Annotated in this window: 14 protein-coding genes; 7 read left to right on the top strand and 7 right to left on the bottom strand. The window is 70.7% G+C overall.

The annotated features are described in order from the left end of the window. Nucleotides 1-16 precede the first annotated feature (16 nt). Entirely contained in the window at nucleotides 17-3,010 is a 2,994-nt protein-coding gene (locus tag OG965_RS04765; RefSeq protein WP_371649428.1) for a BTAD domain-containing putative transcriptional regulator, read from the top strand. An 18-nt stretch (nucleotides 3,011-3,028) separates the two neighbouring features. Here OG965_RS04765 and OG965_RS04760 read toward each other — a convergent pair whose 3' ends face one another. Continuing rightward, nucleotides 3,029-3,220 carry a hypothetical protein gene (locus tag OG965_RS04760; protein ID WP_371649426.1) on the bottom strand — a complete coding sequence of 64 codons (192 nt, stop codon included), beginning with the start codon at nucleotides 3,218-3,220 and terminating at the stop codon, nucleotides 3,029-3,031. A gap of 324 nt (nucleotides 3,221-3,544) precedes the next feature. Between OG965_RS04760 and OG965_RS04755 the strand changes: the two genes are divergently transcribed. Next, nucleotides 3,545-4,120 carry a PadR family transcriptional regulator gene (locus OG965_RS04755; protein ID WP_371649425.1) on the top strand — a complete coding sequence of 192 codons (576 nt, stop codon included), beginning with the start codon at nucleotides 3,545-3,547 and terminating at the stop codon, nucleotides 4,118-4,120. Nucleotides 4,121-4,156: 36 nt separating this feature from the next. Then, a complete protein-coding gene (locus OG965_RS04750; RefSeq protein WP_371649423.1) occupies nucleotides 4,157-5,875 on the top strand; it encodes an acyl-CoA dehydrogenase family protein in 1,719 nt (572 codons plus the stop codon). Nucleotides 5,876-5,963: 88 nt separating this feature from the next. On the opposite strand, the gene OG965_RS04745 is transcribed toward OG965_RS04750, so the two are convergent. Continuing rightward, nucleotides 5,964-6,410, bottom strand: coding sequence for a MarR family winged helix-turn-helix transcriptional regulator (locus OG965_RS04745; protein WP_371649421.1), 447 nt, complete (start codon nucleotides 6,408-6,410; stop codon nucleotides 5,964-5,966). 137 nt (nucleotides 6,411-6,547) lie between these two features. Between OG965_RS04745 and OG965_RS04740 the strand changes: the two genes are divergently transcribed. Together OG965_RS04740 and phzG are read left to right on the top strand one after the other, a co-directional pair. After that, complete coding sequence (locus tag OG965_RS04740) at nucleotides 6,548-6,940, top strand: nuclear transport factor 2 family protein (protein WP_371649420.1); 393 nt, start codon at nucleotides 6,548-6,550, stop codon at nucleotides 6,938-6,940. A 61-nt stretch (nucleotides 6,941-7,001) separates the two neighbouring features. Beyond that, nucleotides 7,002-7,703, top strand: a complete 702-nt coding sequence (gene phzG, locus OG965_RS04735; RefSeq protein ID WP_371649418.1) for a phenazine biosynthesis FMN-dependent oxidase PhzG — start codon at nucleotides 7,002-7,004, stop codon at nucleotides 7,701-7,703. A 115-nt stretch (nucleotides 7,704-7,818) separates the two neighbouring features. Here the strand turns inward: phzG and OG965_RS04730 are convergent, their stop codons facing one another. From OG965_RS04730 to OG965_RS04720, 3 genes are all read right to left on the bottom strand, one after another. Further along, nucleotides 7,819-8,916, bottom strand: a complete 1,098-nt coding sequence (locus OG965_RS04730; RefSeq protein WP_371649416.1) for a methyltransferase — start codon at nucleotides 8,914-8,916, stop codon at nucleotides 7,819-7,821. Between the two features lie 193 nt (nucleotides 8,917-9,109). After that, a complete protein-coding gene (helR, locus tag OG965_RS04725) occupies nucleotides 9,110-11,281 on the bottom strand; it encodes an RNA polymerase recycling motor ATPase HelR (protein WP_371649414.1) in 2,172 nt (723 codons plus the stop codon). A gap of 401 nt (nucleotides 11,282-11,682) precedes the next feature. After that, nucleotides 11,683-12,591: a hypothetical protein gene (locus OG965_RS04720; protein ID WP_371649412.1), complete on the bottom strand. Its 909-nt coding sequence runs from the start codon at nucleotides 12,589-12,591 to the stop codon at nucleotides 11,683-11,685. A gap of 308 nt (nucleotides 12,592-12,899) precedes the next feature. Here OG965_RS04720 and OG965_RS04715 point away from each other — a divergent pair, with 308 nt between their 5' ends. Then, nucleotides 12,900-13,394 carry a GNAT family N-acetyltransferase gene (locus OG965_RS04715; protein WP_371649410.1) on the top strand — a complete coding sequence of 165 codons (495 nt, stop codon included), beginning with the start codon at nucleotides 12,900-12,902 and terminating at the stop codon, nucleotides 13,392-13,394. 30 nt (nucleotides 13,395-13,424) lie between these two features. Here OG965_RS04715 and OG965_RS04710 read toward each other — a convergent pair whose 3' ends face one another. Further along, nucleotides 13,425-14,339: a LysR family transcriptional regulator gene (locus OG965_RS04710; RefSeq protein WP_371649408.1), complete on the bottom strand. Its 915-nt coding sequence runs from the start codon at nucleotides 14,337-14,339 to the stop codon at nucleotides 13,425-13,427. A 106-nt stretch (nucleotides 14,340-14,445) separates the two neighbouring features. On the opposite strand from OG965_RS04710, the gene OG965_RS04705 reads away from it, so the two are divergent. Beyond that, entirely contained in the window at nucleotides 14,446-15,291 is an 846-nt protein-coding gene (locus OG965_RS04705) for an oxidoreductase (protein ID WP_371649406.1), read from the top strand. 125 nt (nucleotides 15,292-15,416) lie between these two features. Here the strand turns inward: OG965_RS04705 and OG965_RS04700 are convergent, their stop codons facing one another. Continuing rightward, a complete protein-coding gene (locus OG965_RS04700) occupies nucleotides 15,417-16,586 on the bottom strand; it encodes a serine hydrolase domain-containing protein (RefSeq protein WP_371649405.1) in 1,170 nt (389 codons plus the stop codon). Nucleotides 16,587-16,670 lie beyond the last annotated feature (84 nt).

The raw sequence follows: 16,670 nt of genomic DNA, 5'->3' as shown, positions 1-16,670 counted from the left end.
AACTGTGGAATTCTTCATGCTCGGATCCATGGGCATCCAGATCGGCGGAACCGTCGTGCCCGGTGGCCCGCCCCAGCAGCAGGCGACCCTGGCCGCGCTGGCACTGCGCTCCGGCCACGTCGTCCCCCTGCACGAGCTGATGAGCGCCGTATGGGGCGAGGCGGCGCCGGGCTCCGCGGTGATGATCCTGCGGACGTACGTGTGGCGGCTGCGCAAGATCCTGGAGGGCGGCGGCTGCGATCCGCAGGTCCTGGCCTCCGTCAACGACGGCTACCGGCTCGCCGTGCCGCCCGCTTCGGTCGACGCGTTCCGCGTCGAGCAGCTGGCCGCGGACGCGGCACGTGCCCGTGAGGCCGGACGTCACGATGAGGGAGCCGCACTGCTCGCCGAGGCCGTGGCGCTGTGGCGCGGCGAACCGCTGGCGGGGGTGCCGGGACCGTTCGCCGAGCAGCAGCGCTCCCGTCTGTCCGAGCTGCGTGTGCAACTGCTGGAGGAACGATTCGCCCTCGACCTCCTGCTGGGGCGGCACACCCAGGTCGTCCCGGAACTGACCGCGTTCATCGGCGAACAGCCGCTGCGTGAGCGGCCCTACGGATTCCTGATGCGCGCGCTGTACGCCGCCGGGCGCCAGGGCGACGCGCTCGCCGTGTTCGGGACGGCGCGCGAGGTGCTCGCGGCGGAGCTGGGGCTGGATCCGGGGCCGGAGCTGCGCACGCTGCACCAGCGGATCCTGGCCGGAGACGCCGAACTGGTCGCCCCGGTCCAGGCCCCCGCCGCGTCGCCGTCCACCCGGACGGAGGCCGCCGACGCCGGGGCCGCGAGCCCGTCCTCCCCGCTGCGCCCGGCGCAACTCCCCGCGGACATCGCCGACTTCAGCGGCCGGGCCGGCACGCTTGCCGCGCTGTGCGAGGCCCTCGCCGATCGGGACCGCACCGCTCTGGCCGTCGCCACCGTGAGCGGAATGGGCGGCATCGGCAAGAGCGCGCTGGCTCTGCGGGTGGCCCATCGCGTCAAGGAGGAGTTCCCCGACGGCCAGCTCTACGCGGACCTGCGCGGGACCGGCGCGGACGCGGCCGACCCCGGCGCGGTCCTGGCCAGTTTCCTGTCCGCGCTGGGCGTGGCACGGCAGGAGGTGCCCGGCTCCGTGGAGGACCGCGCGCGGCTGTTCCGTACGGTCCTCGACGGCCGCAGGGTCCTCCTGCTGCTCGACGACGCCCGCGACACCGCGCAGGTCAAGCCGCTGCTGCCGGGCGCCGTCCACTGCGCGGTCGTGGTGACCAGCCGGGCCCACCTCGCCGGTGTGCCGTCCGGCACGCATGTCCAGCTGGCGGAGTTCAGTCCGGCCGAAGCCCTGTCCCTGCTGCGGCACATCGTCGGCGCGCACCGGGTCGACCGGGAGGAGGCCGCCGCGGTCGCCCTGGTGGGCGCCTGCGCCCATCTGCCCCTGGCGGTGCGTATCGTGGCCGCCCGGCTGGCGGCCCGGCCGGGCTGGACGGTGGCGTACCTGCTGGCCCGGCTGGCGGATGAACGACGGCGGCTGAGCGAACTACGGGCCGACGACCTGGCCGTCTCCGCCGTCTTCGAACTCGGCTACCGCCAGTTGACGGCGAGACAGGCAATGGTGTTCCGTTCGCTGGCCCCGGTGGCCTGGCCGAGCATCGGCCTGTCCGCTGCTGCGGCGGCGCTGGGCCTGGGGGAGTCGGAGACGGAGACCCTGCTGGAGGCGCTGGTGGATGCCGCGCTGCTGGAATCGCCGGAAGCGGGACGCTACCGCTACCACGAGCTGGGCCGGGACTTCGCGCTGCATCTGCCGCGGCCGGACACCGATCCGTCGGGCGGGGCGGACTTCGCGGTGGAGCGCCGACTGCTCCACCATCTGCTGCGGATGGCGGCCGAGGCGTTCCAGCGGATGGTGCCGGGGGACGCGGTGCACAGCACGATCTCCGTCGTGAGCGCGGAGCCGGGAGAGCACCGGCTCGTGACCTTGGCGCACGCGCGGGCATGGGTCGTGGCGGAGTTCGACTGCGCCGTTCACGCCGTCCAGCTCCTGGTCGCGCGAGGGGACAGCGCCGAACCGGACCTGCTGACGGTGGCGGCGGACATGTTGGTGGCCCTGAGCTCGTTCGGTCAGGACATCGCGTACGGGCGGATGGCCCTCACGGCAAGGGCGCTGGCCCGGGTCTCGGCGCTGCACGGCAACCACCACGCCGCCGGGCGTGCCCATTTCATCTGCGGCAACGCGGCGCTCCAGGCGACCCAGCTGGCGCAGGCCCGGGCCGACTCCCAACTGGCCGCCGAGGCATGCCGCCGGGCCGGAGACCGCGCCATCCTGCAACAGGCGTACAACGACCTGGGCGTCATCGCGCAGTTCGAGCAGCGCTACGACGACGCGGCCGAGCACTTCGACCAGGCGCTCGCCCTGGCCCGCGAGCTGGGGCACCGCTCGGGCGGACTGACCACCACCCTCAACGCCGCGCTGGCCAGGATCCGCGGGGGCAGGGCCGACGAGGCGCTGCCCGCCTGCGACGAGGCGTTGAGCGCCCTGCGCGAGATGGCGGACCACCACGGCATCGCCCACGCACTGTGCGTACGCGGCCAGGCCCTGCACGAACTGGACCGTTTGCCGGAGGCGCTGGCCGACTACGCGCAGTGCCTGGAGGTCTGCGAAGCCGAGAGGATCCCGGGCCGGCGGGCCCAGGCCCTGTACCGCTACGCCGAGACCCTGCGCGTCCTGGGCCGCGCCGAGTCGGCACTGGACGCGGCCGCCCAAGCGGTGGCCTACTTCCGGACGGTGCCCGACCGTGACCGCGACCGTGGATACGCGCTGCTGATCCACGCCCGTATCTCCGCCGACGCCGGTCACGACGAGCAGGCGCTGGCCCACTCCCGGGAGGCGCTGGAGGTCTTCACCCGGGCCGGTCTGCCCGAGGCCGCACAGGCGCGGCTGCTCGTGGACGCCACCGGGGTCATGGCGGTACAGGGCAGGGGGGTCCGCCCTGCACCGGCATGACCCCGGTGACAGCCGCCGTCACGCCTTGGTGTTGAACTCCTCGTGGTCGCTCTTTCCGGGGCGGAGGGGGCCGTCGGCCAGGGAGGTCCGTGCCGTGTCACCGGAGTGGGCCGCGGACAGGACCGGTCCCGAGACGGCGAGGAGGGCAGCGACGAGCGCCGGGACGAGAACGGTCATACGGCGGGCGCCGGACTTGAGGTTGTGCTGCACGGGAATTCCCTGTCTTTCGAGGAGGCCTACGGCTGCGACCTGGCCTTCGGGTCGTTCTGCGCCGAGTGTCGCAGTGGGGCATCTATGTTTCATATACGGGCGATCGCGGACGTGGCCGCGGCCCGGCCGCAGCCGGCGATGCCCGGGCGTTCGCGGAGCGCGGGCGTGATCTCACCGAGGGCGCCACGCTCTGACCTGACGCTGCGGATCGACGCCGGACCCGGTCCCGACGAGCCGCACCGCCCCCCGCAGTCCCGGGTGATCCGGGTCTCACTCGGGCGGTGCGGCTTGGCTATGCAACGAGTTGCATAGAAGGATCGCGGTATGGCGCTCGAACACGCGATCCTCGTCTCCCTGCTGGAGAAGCCGGGCTCAGGCTATGAGCTGGCCCGGCGGTTCGAGCGGTCCATCGGCTACTTCTGGACAGCGACACACCAGCAGATCTACCGCGTCCTCAAGCGCATGGAGGGCGACGGCATGCTCGCCGTCCGCGAGGTGGCCCAGGAGGGCCGGCCGGACAAGAAGGAGTACTCCGTCGCGGGCCCCGGCCGCACCGCCCTCGCCCAGTGGCTGCACGAGCCGATCGAACCCGAGAGCCTGCGCCACGACCTCGCCGTGAAGATCCGCGGTGCGGCCTTCGACGACCCGGCCACGGTGATCCACGAGGTCGAGCGGCACCGCCGGGTGCACAGCGACCGGCTCGCCCACTACCTCGCCGGGGAGCTGCGCGATTTCACCGGTCCCGCCGCCCCCGCACCGCTCGACACCGGTCAGGAGCTGCAGCACGTCGTGCTGCGGGGCGGCATCGCGTACGAGCGGATGACGATCGCCTGGCTCGATGACGTCCTCGCCACCCTCCACCGGCTGTCCACCGGCTCACCGACCACCGATGACCACTGACCTCGACTCCGACCTCTTCTCGAAAGGCGGACCTTCATGTCCGACGCCCTGCTGTTCAACCCGCGTACCTACGACCCGGCGCACTTCGACCCTGAGACCCGCAGGCTGCTGCGCGCCACCGTCGACTGGTTCGAGGAGCGCGGCAAGCGCAAGCTGATCGAGGACTACCGCTCCCGCGCCTGGCTCGCGGACTTCCTCGCCTTCTCCGCCAAGGAAGGCCTGTTCGCGACCTTCCTCACCCCGGCCTCGGACGCCGGGAACGAGGACCAGCGCTGGGACACGGCCCGGATCGCGGCCCTCAACGAGATCTTCGGGTTCTACGGCCTCGACTACTGGTACGCCTGGCAGGTCACCATCCTCGGCCTCGGCCCCGTCTGGCAGAGCGACAACGCCGCCGCCCGTGCCCGCGCGGCCGAACTCCTCTCCCAGGGCGAGGTGTTCGCCTTCGGCCTGTCCGAGAAGACGCACGGCGCCGACATCTACTCCACCGACATGCTGCTTGAGCCCGACGGCGACGGCGGCTTCCGGGCCACCGGTTCCAAGTACTACATCGGCAACGGCAACGCCGCCGGGCTGGTGTCGGTCTTCGGCCGGCGCACCGACGTCGAGGGCCCGGACGGCTACGTCTTCTTCGCCGCCGACAGCCGCCACCCCGCGTACCACCTCGTCAAGAACGTCGTGGACTCCTCCAAGTACGTCAGTGAGTTCCGCCTGGAGGACTACCCGGTCGGCCCGGACGACGTCCTGCACACCGGCCGCGCCGCCTTCGACGCCGCCCTCAACACGGTCAACGTCGGCAAGTTCAACCTGTGCACCGCCTCGATCGGCATCTGCGAGCACGCGATGTACGAGGCCGTCACCCACGCGCACAACCGCATCCTGTACGGCCGCCCCGTCACCGCCTTCCCGCACGTGCGGCGTGAGCTGACCGACGCGTACGTCCGTCTCGTCGGGATGAAGCTGTTCAGCGACCGCGCCGTCGACTACTTCCGCTCGGCCGGACCCGACGACCGCCGCTACCTCCTCTTCAACCCGATGACGAAGATGAAGGTGACCACGGAGGGCGAGAAGGTCATCGACCTGATGTGGGACGTCATCGCCGCCAAGGGCTTCGAGAAGGACAACTACTTCGCCCAGGCGGCCATCGAGATCCGTGGACTGCCCAAGCTGGAGGGCACGGTTCACGTCAACCTCGCGCTGATCCTCAAGTTCATGCGCAACCACCTGCTGGCCCCCGCCGAGTACGCCCCCGTCCCCACCCGCCTCGACGCGGCCGACGACGCGTTCCTCTTCCAGCAGGGCCCGGCCCGTGGCCTGGGCTCCGTACGCTTCCACGACTGGCGCGAGGCCTACGACGGCTACGCCGCGCTGCCCAACGTCGCCCGCCTCCGCGAGCAGGCCGACGCGCTGTGCGAGTTCGTCACCACCGCGGCCCCCGACGAGGAGCAGAGCCGCGACCTCGACCTCCTGCTCGCCGTCGGCCAGCTGTTCGCGCTCGTCGTCCACGGCCAGCTGATCCTGGAGCAGGCCCGTCTGACGGGCCTGGACGAAGACGTGCTGGACGAGCTGTTCGCCGTTCTCGTACGCGACTTCTCCGCGCACGCCGTGGAGCTGCACGGCAAGGACTCCGCCACCGAGCAGCAGCAGACCTGGGCGCTCGGCGCGGTCCGGCGTCCCCTCGTGGACGCGGCCCGCTCGGCGCGCGTCTGGGAGCGTGTCGAGGCGCTTTCTGGGGCGTACGAGATGCAGCCGTGATGCGCTGACCCCACCTGCCTCGGCCCACCGGCGCGTCAGCCGCCGGTGGGCCGTTCGCGTTTCCCGGCCGCGGCGGGCGCCGTGCCGCTCACTGGGCGAACGGGCCCTCGGCCGTGAAGCGGCGCAGCTGGTGGGCGAAGGCCTCGGCCTCGCCCGGCGGCCAGGAGGCCAGGCTGGCCGTGATGTGGGCGGCCAGCCGCGTACGCAGCTCTGTCACCGCGAGCCGGCCCCGCTCGGTGAGGACGAGCAGGTGTGCCCGCCGGTCGTTGGGGTCCGGCTCGCGGCGGACGAGCCCGGCGGCCTCCAGCCGGGAGGCGCGGCGGGTGACGCCGGAGCGGTCGATTCCGACATCGGGCGCCAGATCGGCCGCGCTGCGCGGCCCCGTCCGTGCCAGTGCGCTGAGCACCGGGTACGTCACCTCGTCCACCCCCTCGCCCATGCCGGCGGTGAGCTGTTGGTGCAGCTGTGCGCGCGTGGTGCGGCGCAGCAGAATCCCCAGCGCGTCCGCGATCTCGTGCCCTACTTCGTTGTCCACCTCCCAAGAATAGCGTGCGCTGCGCACGCGTTCCTGTTACGGTGTCATCAATGCGTGCGCCACGCACGCGTTCCTGTTACCGTGTCATCGATGCATGCTCCGCGCACGCACCACGGGCTTGTGTGAAGGGAACCACCATGAACCGCACCGGTATCAGCGCTGCCCTCGACGACCTGCTGTTCAACCGCGACATCACCGTGGAGGCGGCGGCCGAGCGCCACTTCACCGCGCAGTACCGCCAGCGCACCGACGGGGAGTGGGCCGACCGCGCCGAGTTCATCGAGCACATTTCCCATCTGCGCACCGTCGTCGCCGACGGCCGCGTCACGGTGCACGAGGAGCTGTATGACGGCGGCAGGTACGCCGACCGGCACACCGTCGACGTCACGAAGAAGGACGGCTCGACGGTGAGCATGGAGGTGTACGTGTTCGCCGACCTCGCCCCCGACGGACGCTTCCACCGCATCGAGGAGACCACCTTGATGCTCCGGGGCTCCGACGCCGACCGGAATCTGGGCAGCGCCCGCTGACGCACCGTCGACGCCGTGGAGGTCGCGGGACATGATGTTTCGACGATCGAAAGGATTCTTCATGCCTGACCTGTCCCAGTTGAACGGATCTCCCGTCAACACCTCCAACAGCCGTGGGAGTGCCTCCCGTTCCGAGACGCTCACCGGCAGCATCGAGGTGGACTTCCCCGAGTTCCGCACGCCGCCCCCCGAGCCGATGGGGTTACTGGCCTCGTGGCTGGAGAGCAGCATCGCGCACGGGGTGCGGGAGCCGCGCGCGCTGGCCCTGGCCACCGCCGACACCCGGGGCCGTCCGTCCTCCCGCATCGTGGTGCTCAGCTCGTTGTCGGACGCCGGGATCGTCTTCCTCACCCACGCCGACAGTCAGAAGGGCCGGGAACTGGCCGAGAACCCCTGGGCGTCCGGCGTCCTGTACTGGAGGGAGACCAGTCAGCAGATCACGCTGGCGGGCCCGGTGGGCCGCTTGTCCGACGCCGAGGCGGACAGTATGTGGTTCGCGCGGCCCGTCTTCACGCACGCCATGAGCACTGCCTCCCGGCAGAGCCGGCCGCTGGACGACTTCGACCATGTAGCGGAACTGCGCGCCAGGGCCCGGGAGCTGGGCGACCCGCAGCGGCCGCTACCGCGCCCTGCCACGTTCACGGCCTACCAGCTCACGCCCGACTCCGTGGAGTTCTGGGCCACCGGCACCGAGCGGCTGCACGAGAGGCTGCGCTACGACCGCACCGACGGCGGCTGGAAGACCAGCAGGCTCCAGCCGTGACAGCCCTACGCCACTGAAATTTCCGCCCGACCGACGGAGACTTCGGGGCCGGGCCGGGGCGGCGCTCAATGGCTATGCGCCGACCCGGCCCGGCTCCGTCATCTCGTGCGGAGCCTCAGTCGGCCACGACCGCCTCGATGACCGACGCGTGCGGCGAGGCTTCCAGAACGCGCGCGACCGCGAATCCCGCCGTGGCGAGCAGCGCCTCGTACTCCGCGCGGGTGCGGCCCTTTCCGTTCAGGACCGTCATCATCAGCACATCGATGGTCTTCCCCGGGTGCGGGTCGTTGCCCGCCGGGATCATCGCGTTGATGACAAGGAGGCGTGCGCCCGCGGGCATGGCCTCGCGGCACGTCCGCAGGATGCGTACGCACTCCTCGTCCGGCCAGCTGGCCAGCACGTGCTTGAGGAGGTAGACGTCGGCGCCGGACGGCACGGAGGCGAAGAAGTCCCCGGCCTGGGCGCTCCAGCGTCCGGTCAGCTCCGGGGTGTCGAGTACGTGCCCGGCCACCACGCTCTCCAGGTCGACCAGGGTGCCCGTCATGTGCGGGTTGCGACGCAGGATCGCGCGCAGCAGACCACCGCGCCCGCCGCCCACGTCGACGGCGCTCGTGGCCCCGGAGAAGTCGACGGCCTCGACGACGTCGTTGCTGAGCGTCTCGGAGAACGCCGCCATGCTGGAGTTGAAGGCCCTGCCGAGCTCCGGGACGGCGGCGACGTGGTCGTAGAAGGGGACGCCGTACACGTTCTCGAAGGCGGTGCTGCCCGTGCGTACGGCCTCGTGGAGCTGGGCCGCCGACTGCCAGAAGACCGGTTCGCCGCGCACCATGATGTAGTCGCGCAGCGACCGCTCGGTGTCCGTGCGCAGTGGCTGCGCGAGAGGTGTGAGATGGAAGCGGCCCTCCTCGTCCTCGCGGAAGACACCCTTGGTGGCGAGGAACCGCAGGAGCCGGTAGAGGTGGGGGCCGTCGACCTCCGCGGCCTTGGCGAGTTCGTCGGCGCTGCGAGGTCCGGCCGCCAGGTGGTCGGCGATGCCGAAGCGCGCTGCGGTGTGCAGGGCCGCCGAGTACAGGTAGCCCAGGGAGAGTTCGAGTAACTCGCTCGTCACCTGGTCCGGGGCGGCGGGGGAGCCGGAGGGCTGTTCGGCTTCCGAGCCGTGCGGGGTGCCGGATGTCTGCGAAGCTCCTGTGGCTTCCGGGCGAGCGCCTGTCATCGGTGAGGTCCCCTCTTTCATCCTTGTGTGACACAAGGGTGCATGGAATGTTTGTACGATCCAGCAGCGGCGCTCCAGCCTACGTCCGGTCCTTTGCGTTTCGCTCAAGTACCCCGTGAGTTGCTCCGAGTCGGTGCAACAGCCGGTCGGCCCCCCGCCACACGTCTCAGGTGTGGCGGGGGGACGGTTGCCGTCAGGCGCTCGTGAGGATGACGAGTTGCCGGGTCGCGCGGGTCATCGCGACATAGCGGTCGACGGCTCCTTCGATGCCACTGCCGTATGTCTGCGGGTCGATGAGGACGACCAGGTCGAACTCAAGCCCCTTCGACAGCGTCGGCGTCAGCGACCGCACCCGGGACGTCTCCCGGAACCTCGGATCACCGATGACGCAGGCCACCCCCTCGTCATGCGCCGCGAGCCAGCCGTCGAGGATCGAGTCCAGCTCCGAAACCGGCCCGTGGACGACGGGGATGCCGCTGCTGCGGATCGAGGTCGGCACATTGGCGTCCGGGAGCGCGGCCCGGATCACCGGCGCGGCTTCCGTCATGACCTCTTCCGGCGTCCGGTAGTTGACGCTCAGGGAGGCCACCTCGATCCGGTCGAGCCCGATCCGCTCCAACCGGTCCTGCCACGACTCCGTGAACCCGTGCCGGGCCTGGGCGCGGTCGCCCACGATGGTGAAACTCCGCGACGGGCAGCGCAGTAGCAGCATCTGCCACTCGGCGTCGGTCAGTTCCTGGGCCTCGTCCACGATGATGTGGGCGAACGGACCGGCCAGCAGATCCGGTTCGGCGGAGGGCAGTGCGCTCTCGTCGATCAGGGTGTCCTGCAGGTCCCGTCCGTGCAGCATCCCCAGCGCGCCCTCGCTCTCGTCGAGCTCGACGTTCTGCAGCAGGCTGTCCATGACGTCGGCCCGACGTGCGCGTTCGGCAGCGGCGGCGGCCTCGCGGCGGTGCTTGCGCGTGGACGCCTCCGCGTCGCCGAGCCGCTGCCGTGCGGCGTCCAGGAGCGGCAGATCGGACACCGTCCAGGCCTGGGCCTCCTCGCGCTGGAGCGTGCGTACGTCGTCGGCGCTGAGCCAGGGAGCGCACTTGCGCAGATAGGCGGGCACCGACCACAGGTCACCGACGAGGTCGGTCGCCTCCAGCATCGGCCACGCGCGGTTCAGGGTCCCGATCAGCTCCCGGTTCTGGAGCAGCGACCTCCGGAGCAGCTGGGGCGAGACCTCGTCTTCGTCCTCGTACTCGTCGGTGTGCTTGTCCATCAGGATCGTGAGCAGTTCCTCAAGGATCTGGTCGCGCGCCTCGTTGTGCGGAGTGCCGGGCTCCACGGCTGCGAACGCCGCGGCCCAGTCGGCGGCGCTCAGCCAGACGTCGGACCAGTGGGTCGAGACCGTCATCCCCTTGGTGGGCGCCTCCTCGTACATGCCGACGGCCGGCTCGATCGCCTTCGCCATGTCCGCGGACGACTTCAGACGGGCCACGTCCGGGTCGGTCTCGGTCGCCGCCGCGGCTCCCTCGGTGACCAGGTCCCGCACCAGGCAGGTCTGCACGCCCTCCTCGCCGAGGCTGGGCAGGACGTCGGCGACGTAGTCCAGGTAGGGCCGGTGCGGGCCGACGAACAGCACACCGCCCCGACGGTGACCGAGGCGCGGGTCGGAATAGAGCAGGTGGGCGGCGCGGTGCAGGGCGACGACGGTCTTGCCCGTACCCGGGCCACCGTCGACGACGAGAGCGCCGCGCGATCCCGCGCGGATGATGGCGTCCTGATCGGACTGGATCGTGGAGAGCACGTCGCGCATCCGGGCCGACCGGTTGCCGCCCAGGCTGGCGATGAACGCGGACTGGTCGTCCAGTGCGGCGCGCCCCTCCAGCCCCTCGGCGGAGAACACCTCGTCCCAGTAGTCGTTGATCCGGCCGCGCGTCCAGCGGTACCTGCGGCGGCTCGTCAGGCCCATCGGGTTGGCGTGGGTCGCCGCGAAGAACGGCTCGGCCGCGGGGGAGCGCCAGTCGACGAGCAGCCGGCGGCCCGTGCTGTCGGTGAGACCGAGACGTCCGATGTACACGGGCTCGGCGTCGTCCTTGGGCACGAAGTGCCCGAGGCACAGATCCAGGCCGAAGCGGCGCAAGGTGCGGAGACGACCGGTCAACCGGTGGATCTCCATGTCCCGGTCCATCGCCTCCCGGCCGATACCGCCGGGCGCCCTGCGCGCGACTTCAAGGCGGTCGGACAGTTCGGCGATCGACTGCTCAAGGCTCTCCGCTATCGCCGCGAAGTGCTGCTCGTCGCCGTCGATCAGCGCCGGGTCGGCCTTGAGGGAGAGACGCTCGGGAAGGTCGAACGCGCTGGTGGTCACGTTGTTCACGCCATCAGCTCCGATCCGAGGCCGCTGCCCGCGACGACCGACGGCGCACACACCCGCAGCCCGGTGCCGAGCGCTCGCGACGGCAGCGCGAGTCCTCCCACCAACTCGACGTCACCGCACGACCTATGAACCGACAACAACACACGCACTTCGTGAGTCCCCCTTGTTTACTTCAGGTGCTGACCTGGATGCGCGATTCTGCCCCACCCCCGGGGCCTTGCGGCAAGCCCCCCAGTGCGCTATAAGTTGAGAGTGGCAAGGAGCGGTTATACCTCCTTGCCTTTTTGTTTGCTCCGAACAGTCAAACCCCCGCTGCCACAGCGCGCTCGCACCCGCGCCCGCGCTCAACATCATGGCGGGCGCGGGCGCGGTGCGTCCCGGGGCGGGCGTTCAGATCGTGGTCACACGCCGCCTTCGATGAGGGTCCAGCCCGAGGAGACGTTGGGGAGCGCGCCGACGTTGGCGTAGTTGCCGCCGGCGAGCGTCGAGATCCAGGCGGTGCCGTCGGTCTTGTAGAAGAACAGGCTGTCCGAGGTCCGGCCGACCTTCTCCCAGATGCCGGAGGTGCCGATCTCATGGAAGTTGATGCCCGCACCGTTGGTCGCGTTGCTCACCCGGAACTGGAGCTCGCCGCCGCTCCTCGACAAGGCCAGTACGGAGTCCTTGGTCGCGGTCAGCTCACCCAGGAAGTCGTCCCTCGGGATACCGCCCTTGTCCGAGTAGACACCGTTCTTGAGGGTCCCGTAGCCGACGTTGCTCCAGGGGAAGTCGCCCGACCCGTGACGGGCCGCGGAGACCAGGGTGTCGCACGAGCCGGCCATGGTTCCCCAGCCCTTACTGAAGTTGTCGTACGTGCGCACCTCTCGGTACGTACCGTTCTTGAGGGTGCCGGTGACGCCGTCGCCGGTGTTCCCGTTGTAGAAGAGCACGGAGTCGCCGGACGCCTCGACGAAGGTCCAGCCCGTCGAGAAGTCGTCGAAGGTCTGGGTGCGGGAGTACGTACCGTTCTTGAAGGTGCCGACCTCCCCGGCCCCGGTGTCCTCGTTGTACAGCACCAGCGAGTCACGGCTCGCCGCCGCGTGTGAGTAGCCGGTCGGGAGGGTGAACCCCCCTTTGTACCGCCAGTGGCCGCCGGACAGTGTGCCGGTGCCGGCCTGGCCGTTGTCGGCCCGGTAGAACAGGATCGAGCTGCTCGGGGTGGTGCTGTTGCAGTACGCCGAAGCGGCGTTCGCGGGGATGGCGGGCCCGGCCAGCAGGGCGGCCGTCGCGGACGTGGCAGTGGCAAGCGCGGCCACCAGGGATTTCCTCATGATTCTCCCCATTTCCTCGCACTTGGACGCGTGCGGCCGGCCATCGGGGCGCGCAGGAGTTCCCCGCGCCGCAGCCGTTCACGATCTGAAGGAGGACGTCCTTACGCACACTCGGGCACCGGCCCCGCCCCGCCCGACGCTCTGTAGGGCTGCGCTGTCGCGCTCGTTCCACGCTCGTGGTCAGACGTCCTCTTCATCGTGCTCCGCCTACAGCCGCACCGCATCTCCGCCTCCATGGATCTCACCGGCCTGACCCGGCGACGAGGTCGCTGACCAGGGTGAAACGCCATGGCGGTAGCGTGGCGATCATGGCGGACTGGAACATACGGGCGGCGTCGACGGAAGACGTCGAGGCGGTGGTCGAGCTGCGTGCGGTCGTGATGCGACCGGATCTGGAACGGCTCGGGCGGTACGACGAGCAGCGGGTGCGGCAGCGACTGCGCGACGGCTTCGACCCGGCCCACACCTGGGTGATCGAGGTGGGCGAGGCGTTCGCCGGCTGTGTGGCCCTGCGACCGGCCGAGGACGCCCACTGGCTGGAGCACTTCTACCTGGCCCCGCACCTCCAGGGCACCGGCATCGGCTCGGGCGTGCTGCGCGAACTGCTGGAGCGGTGCGACCGCGGCGGGTCCCGCGTCCGCTTGAACGTGCTGCAGGGCAGTGCGGCCCGGCGACTGTACGAGCGGCACGGGTTCGCGGTCGAGAGCGAAGACCCGGTGGACGTGTTCATGGTGCGCCACGTGTCCGACGACTGCGGCAGACGGGCGCAGAGCCGCACCGGCCGCCAGTGGGAGCGGGGCTGACGAGGTCCGCGGCGCGCTCCCGGTGCCGGATCAGGTGGCTGTGGCCCCCACCTCCCGCGCGGCGGCCAGATAAGCGAGGACCAGGGGCCGCTTGTCGTCCTGGCGGGCGGCCACCGCCAGTTGGGACGGGGAGATGCCCCGGACCGGCACGGCGATCACCTCGTCCCGGGCGACCAGCGGGGCGTTGCCGGCGGCCAGCAGCGCCACCCCTTGGCCGCTTGCGACCGCCTCGTGGGTCTCCTCGGCGCTGGCCACCACCGCGCCGATCCGGGGCCGGCGACCGTCGCGGGCATCGAGGGCCAGCCAGTAATCCCGCAGCGGGCCGGCTTGCGGCGGCAGGGCGAGGAAGGGCTCGTCCAGCAGGTCGGTGAAGTCCACTTTCCCCTCGGGGTCGGCCGCGGCACGCGCCGCCAGGGGATGCCCGTCCGGCAGTGCGACCAGCCGGGGCTCCCGGGCCACCACCGCATGCTGGTATCGGCCCCCGTCCGGCAGCGGCAGCCAGACGAAGGCGACATCACTGGTCCCGTCCGCCAACCCGGCACTGGGATCAGCCCAGTTGACCTGACGCAGGACGGGCCGTACGTCCGGATGCCGGGAGACGAGGCGGGCCCGCAGGGCGGGCAGCAGCCCGCGGCCCGGGCTGGTGGACATGCCGATCACCAGGGCACACCGCTCGGCGGTCTTCGCCTCCTCCACCGCCTCCTCCGCGCCCTGCCAGTCGGCCAGCACCTGGCGGGCGTGCGGCAGCAGGGCCTGCCCCACCGCGGTCAACCGCACGGTGCGCCGATCCCGTTGGAACAGCTCCGCGCCGAGCTGCTTCTCCAGCATCCGTATCTGTTTGCTCAGCGCGGGCTGGGAGACGAACAGTTTCTCGGCGGCCCGGGTGAAACTCAGTTCCTCGGCGACGGCGGTGAAGTAGCGAAGATCGCGCCCATGGACATCCATAACTCATGGCTATCACAACGGGTCTTGGACGTGTCCCCGGTTCCGGGCGAAGGATGGTGCCTGTCGACGGGGAAGCCCCGAACGGCAGTTGACGAGGGAGCGGAACATGAGCAGCAACGCCAAGGTCTGGCTGGTCACCGGCGCGAGCAGCGGTTTCGGGCGGGCCATCACCGAGGCCGCGGTCGCCGCCGGTGACACGGTGATCGGCACGGCCCGGCGGACGCGGGCGCTGGACGACCTGGTCGCCGCGTACCCCGACCGCGTGGAGGCGATCAGCCTGGACGTCACCGACGGCGAGCGGATCGACGCGGTGGCCGCCGACATACTCGCCCGTTACGGCAGGGTGGACGTGCTGGTGAACAACGCCGGCCGCACCCAGGTGGGGGCGTTCGAGGAGACCACCGACCAGGAGCTGCGCGACCTGTTTGAGCTGCATGTGTTCGGCCCGGCCCGGCTGACCCGGGCGCTGCTGCCGCAGATGAGGGAGCGGGGCAGCGGATCGATCGTGAACATCAGCAGCTTCGGCGGGCAGCTGTCCTTCGCCGGGTTCTCCGCCTACAGCGCGACCAAAGCGGCGCTGGAGCAGTTGTCGGAGGCCCTGGCCGACGAGGTGACGCCGTTCGGCATCAAGGTGCTGATCGTGGAGCCCGGAGCGTTCCGCACCAACCTGTTCGGCAAGGGTGCGGCGTACTTCTCCGAGGAGAACCCGGCGTACGCGGAGAAGGTCGGCGTGACCCGGCAGATGGTGCAGGGCAGCAGCGGCGACCAGCCCGGCGACCCGGCGAAGGCCGCGGCGGCCATCCGGCTGGCCCTGGACGCCGAGAAGACCCCGCTCCGCCTCGCCCTCGGCGGCGACGCGGTCGACTTCCTGACGGCACACCTGGACTCCGTGCGGGCCGAAATCGCCGAGTGGGAGAAGGTTTCCAGGGGGACGGACTTCGCCACGGAGTGACCGTGGGCCGCCGTCCCAAGGAACCACCACCCACTCGGCGCCGCCGACGGTCATCGACGGACCTGGATTTTGGCACCCGGCACTGACAGCAGCGGCCAGCGCCGGGTCCGCGGGAACAGGTGCGGTCAGCGGCACAGAGCCGTGTCCACGACACCCTCCACGTGCTTCATGGGCGTCTTGTCGTCCTGCTGGACGGTCACCGCGACGTTGACGGCGCGGCCCTTCTCGTTGACTCCGCCCCGGGTCTCGTATCCGGGGAAGCTACCGCCGTGCCCCCAGTACACACCGCCGCACGACAGCGGAGTGCTCACGAGCCCCAGCCCGTAGCGGGCGCCGGAGGCGAAGGGGGCTCCGGCGGGGACGGTGGTGCGCATCTGGGCCAGCTGGGCCTGCGGGAGGAGACTGCCGTCGAGGAGCGCGGTGAAGAACCTGTTCAGGTCGGAGTTGGTGGAGATGATCTGGCCGGCCGCCCAGGCCCAGGAGGGGTCCATCTCCGTGACGTCAGTCAGAGGCTGGTCTGCTGAACCCCGGTAGTAGCCATGGGGGTGGGGTTCCCGGATGGTCGCGTCACGGGGGGCGGGGAAGTAGGTGTGGCGCAGCCCGAGGTGCTTGATGACGCGCCGGTCCACCTCTTCGGCGAGGGTGTGCTTGGTGACCTTCTCGACGAGCAGGCCCGCCAGCACGTAGTTCGTGTTGCTGTACTTCCATCCCTTCCCGGGGTCGAAGTCCGCCTTGTGCTGGAGGGCGAGGTCGAGGAGCTCGCGGGGTTCGTAGTACCGGATGTCGTCGTCGAGGTATTTGAGGTAGTCGGGAAGCCCGCTGGTCTGTTGCAGGATCTGGCGGACCTTGATGTGGCGTCCGTCGATGCCGTCCCCACGTACGAGGCCCGGCAGATAGGTGTCGATCGGGGCGTCGAGGCGGATCTTCCCTTCAGCGACCAGTTGCAGTACGACCACCGCGGTGAACGTCTTGGTGTTGCTGCCGATCCGCACCTGACCGTCCTTGGGCACCTTCGCCCCGGTGGCCACGTCGCCGACCCCCGCGGTGTACGTACGGTTGCGGCCGTCGAGGTCCTTGACGCTGGCCAGAGCGGCGGGCAGGCCATCGGAGGACACCAGCGCGTCGAGGCCCTGCTGGACGGTGTCCGGCCTGGCGGCAGCGGATGCCGCGGGCGGCGTCAGTGCACCCATCGCCATGACACCCATGGCCAGCGCGACCGCGGCGGGCACGCCAATGGGCCGACCGCTCTGCTGCCGCCCGGAAGAACGGAACCTCTGCCTTGCTTGCTCGCGCACGAGTCAACTCCTGGAGAAACGTTGGGAAGCGGCGGTATGTGCCGAGCCCCCAGCTTCTCCGGATGCGACCACCCGCAGCGATCC

Origin of the sequence: Streptomyces sp. NBC_00224 (genome assembly GCF_041435195.1) — a bacterium.
GTDB lineage: Bacteria > Actinomycetota > Actinomycetes > Streptomycetales > Streptomycetaceae > Streptomyces.
The sequence above is the reverse complement of the archived record's forward strand: the minus strand, read 5'-3'. Positions and strand labels throughout refer to the sequence as shown.

What these genes read in the sequence shown, in the direction of transcription:
- OG965_RS04710 (WP_371649408.1), bottom strand. Translation starts at nt 14,339, where the DNA reads ATGGATGTCCATGGGCGCGATCTTCGCTACTTCACCGCCGTCGCCGAG.
- OG965_RS04755 (WP_371649425.1), top strand. Translation starts at nt 3,545, where the DNA reads ATGGCGCTCGAACACGCGATCCTCGTCTCCCTGCTGGAGAAGCCGGGC.
- OG965_RS04720 (WP_371649412.1), bottom strand. Translation starts at nt 12,591, where the DNA reads ATGAGGAAATCCCTGGTGGCCGCGCTTGCCACTGCCACGTCCGCGACG.
- OG965_RS04715 (WP_371649410.1), top strand. Translation starts at nt 12,900, where the DNA reads ATGGCGGACTGGAACATACGGGCGGCGTCGACGGAAGACGTCGAGGCG.
- OG965_RS04750 (WP_371649423.1), top strand. Translation starts at nt 4,157, where the DNA reads ATGTCCGACGCCCTGCTGTTCAACCCGCGTACCTACGACCCGGCGCAC.
- OG965_RS04740 (WP_371649420.1), top strand. Translation starts at nt 6,548, where the DNA reads ATGAACCGCACCGGTATCAGCGCTGCCCTCGACGACCTGCTGTTCAAC.
- OG965_RS04765 (WP_371649428.1), top strand. Translation starts at nt 17, where the DNA reads ATGCTCGGATCCATGGGCATCCAGATCGGCGGAACCGTCGTGCCCGGT.
- OG965_RS04705 (WP_371649406.1), top strand. Translation starts at nt 14,446, where the DNA reads ATGAGCAGCAACGCCAAGGTCTGGCTGGTCACCGGCGCGAGCAGCGGT.
- phzG (WP_371649418.1), top strand. Translation starts at nt 7,002, where the DNA reads ATGCCTGACCTGTCCCAGTTGAACGGATCTCCCGTCAACACCTCCAAC.
- OG965_RS04730 (WP_371649416.1), bottom strand. Translation starts at nt 8,916, where the DNA reads ATGACAGGCGCTCGCCCGGAAGCCACAGGAGCTTCGCAGACATCCGGC.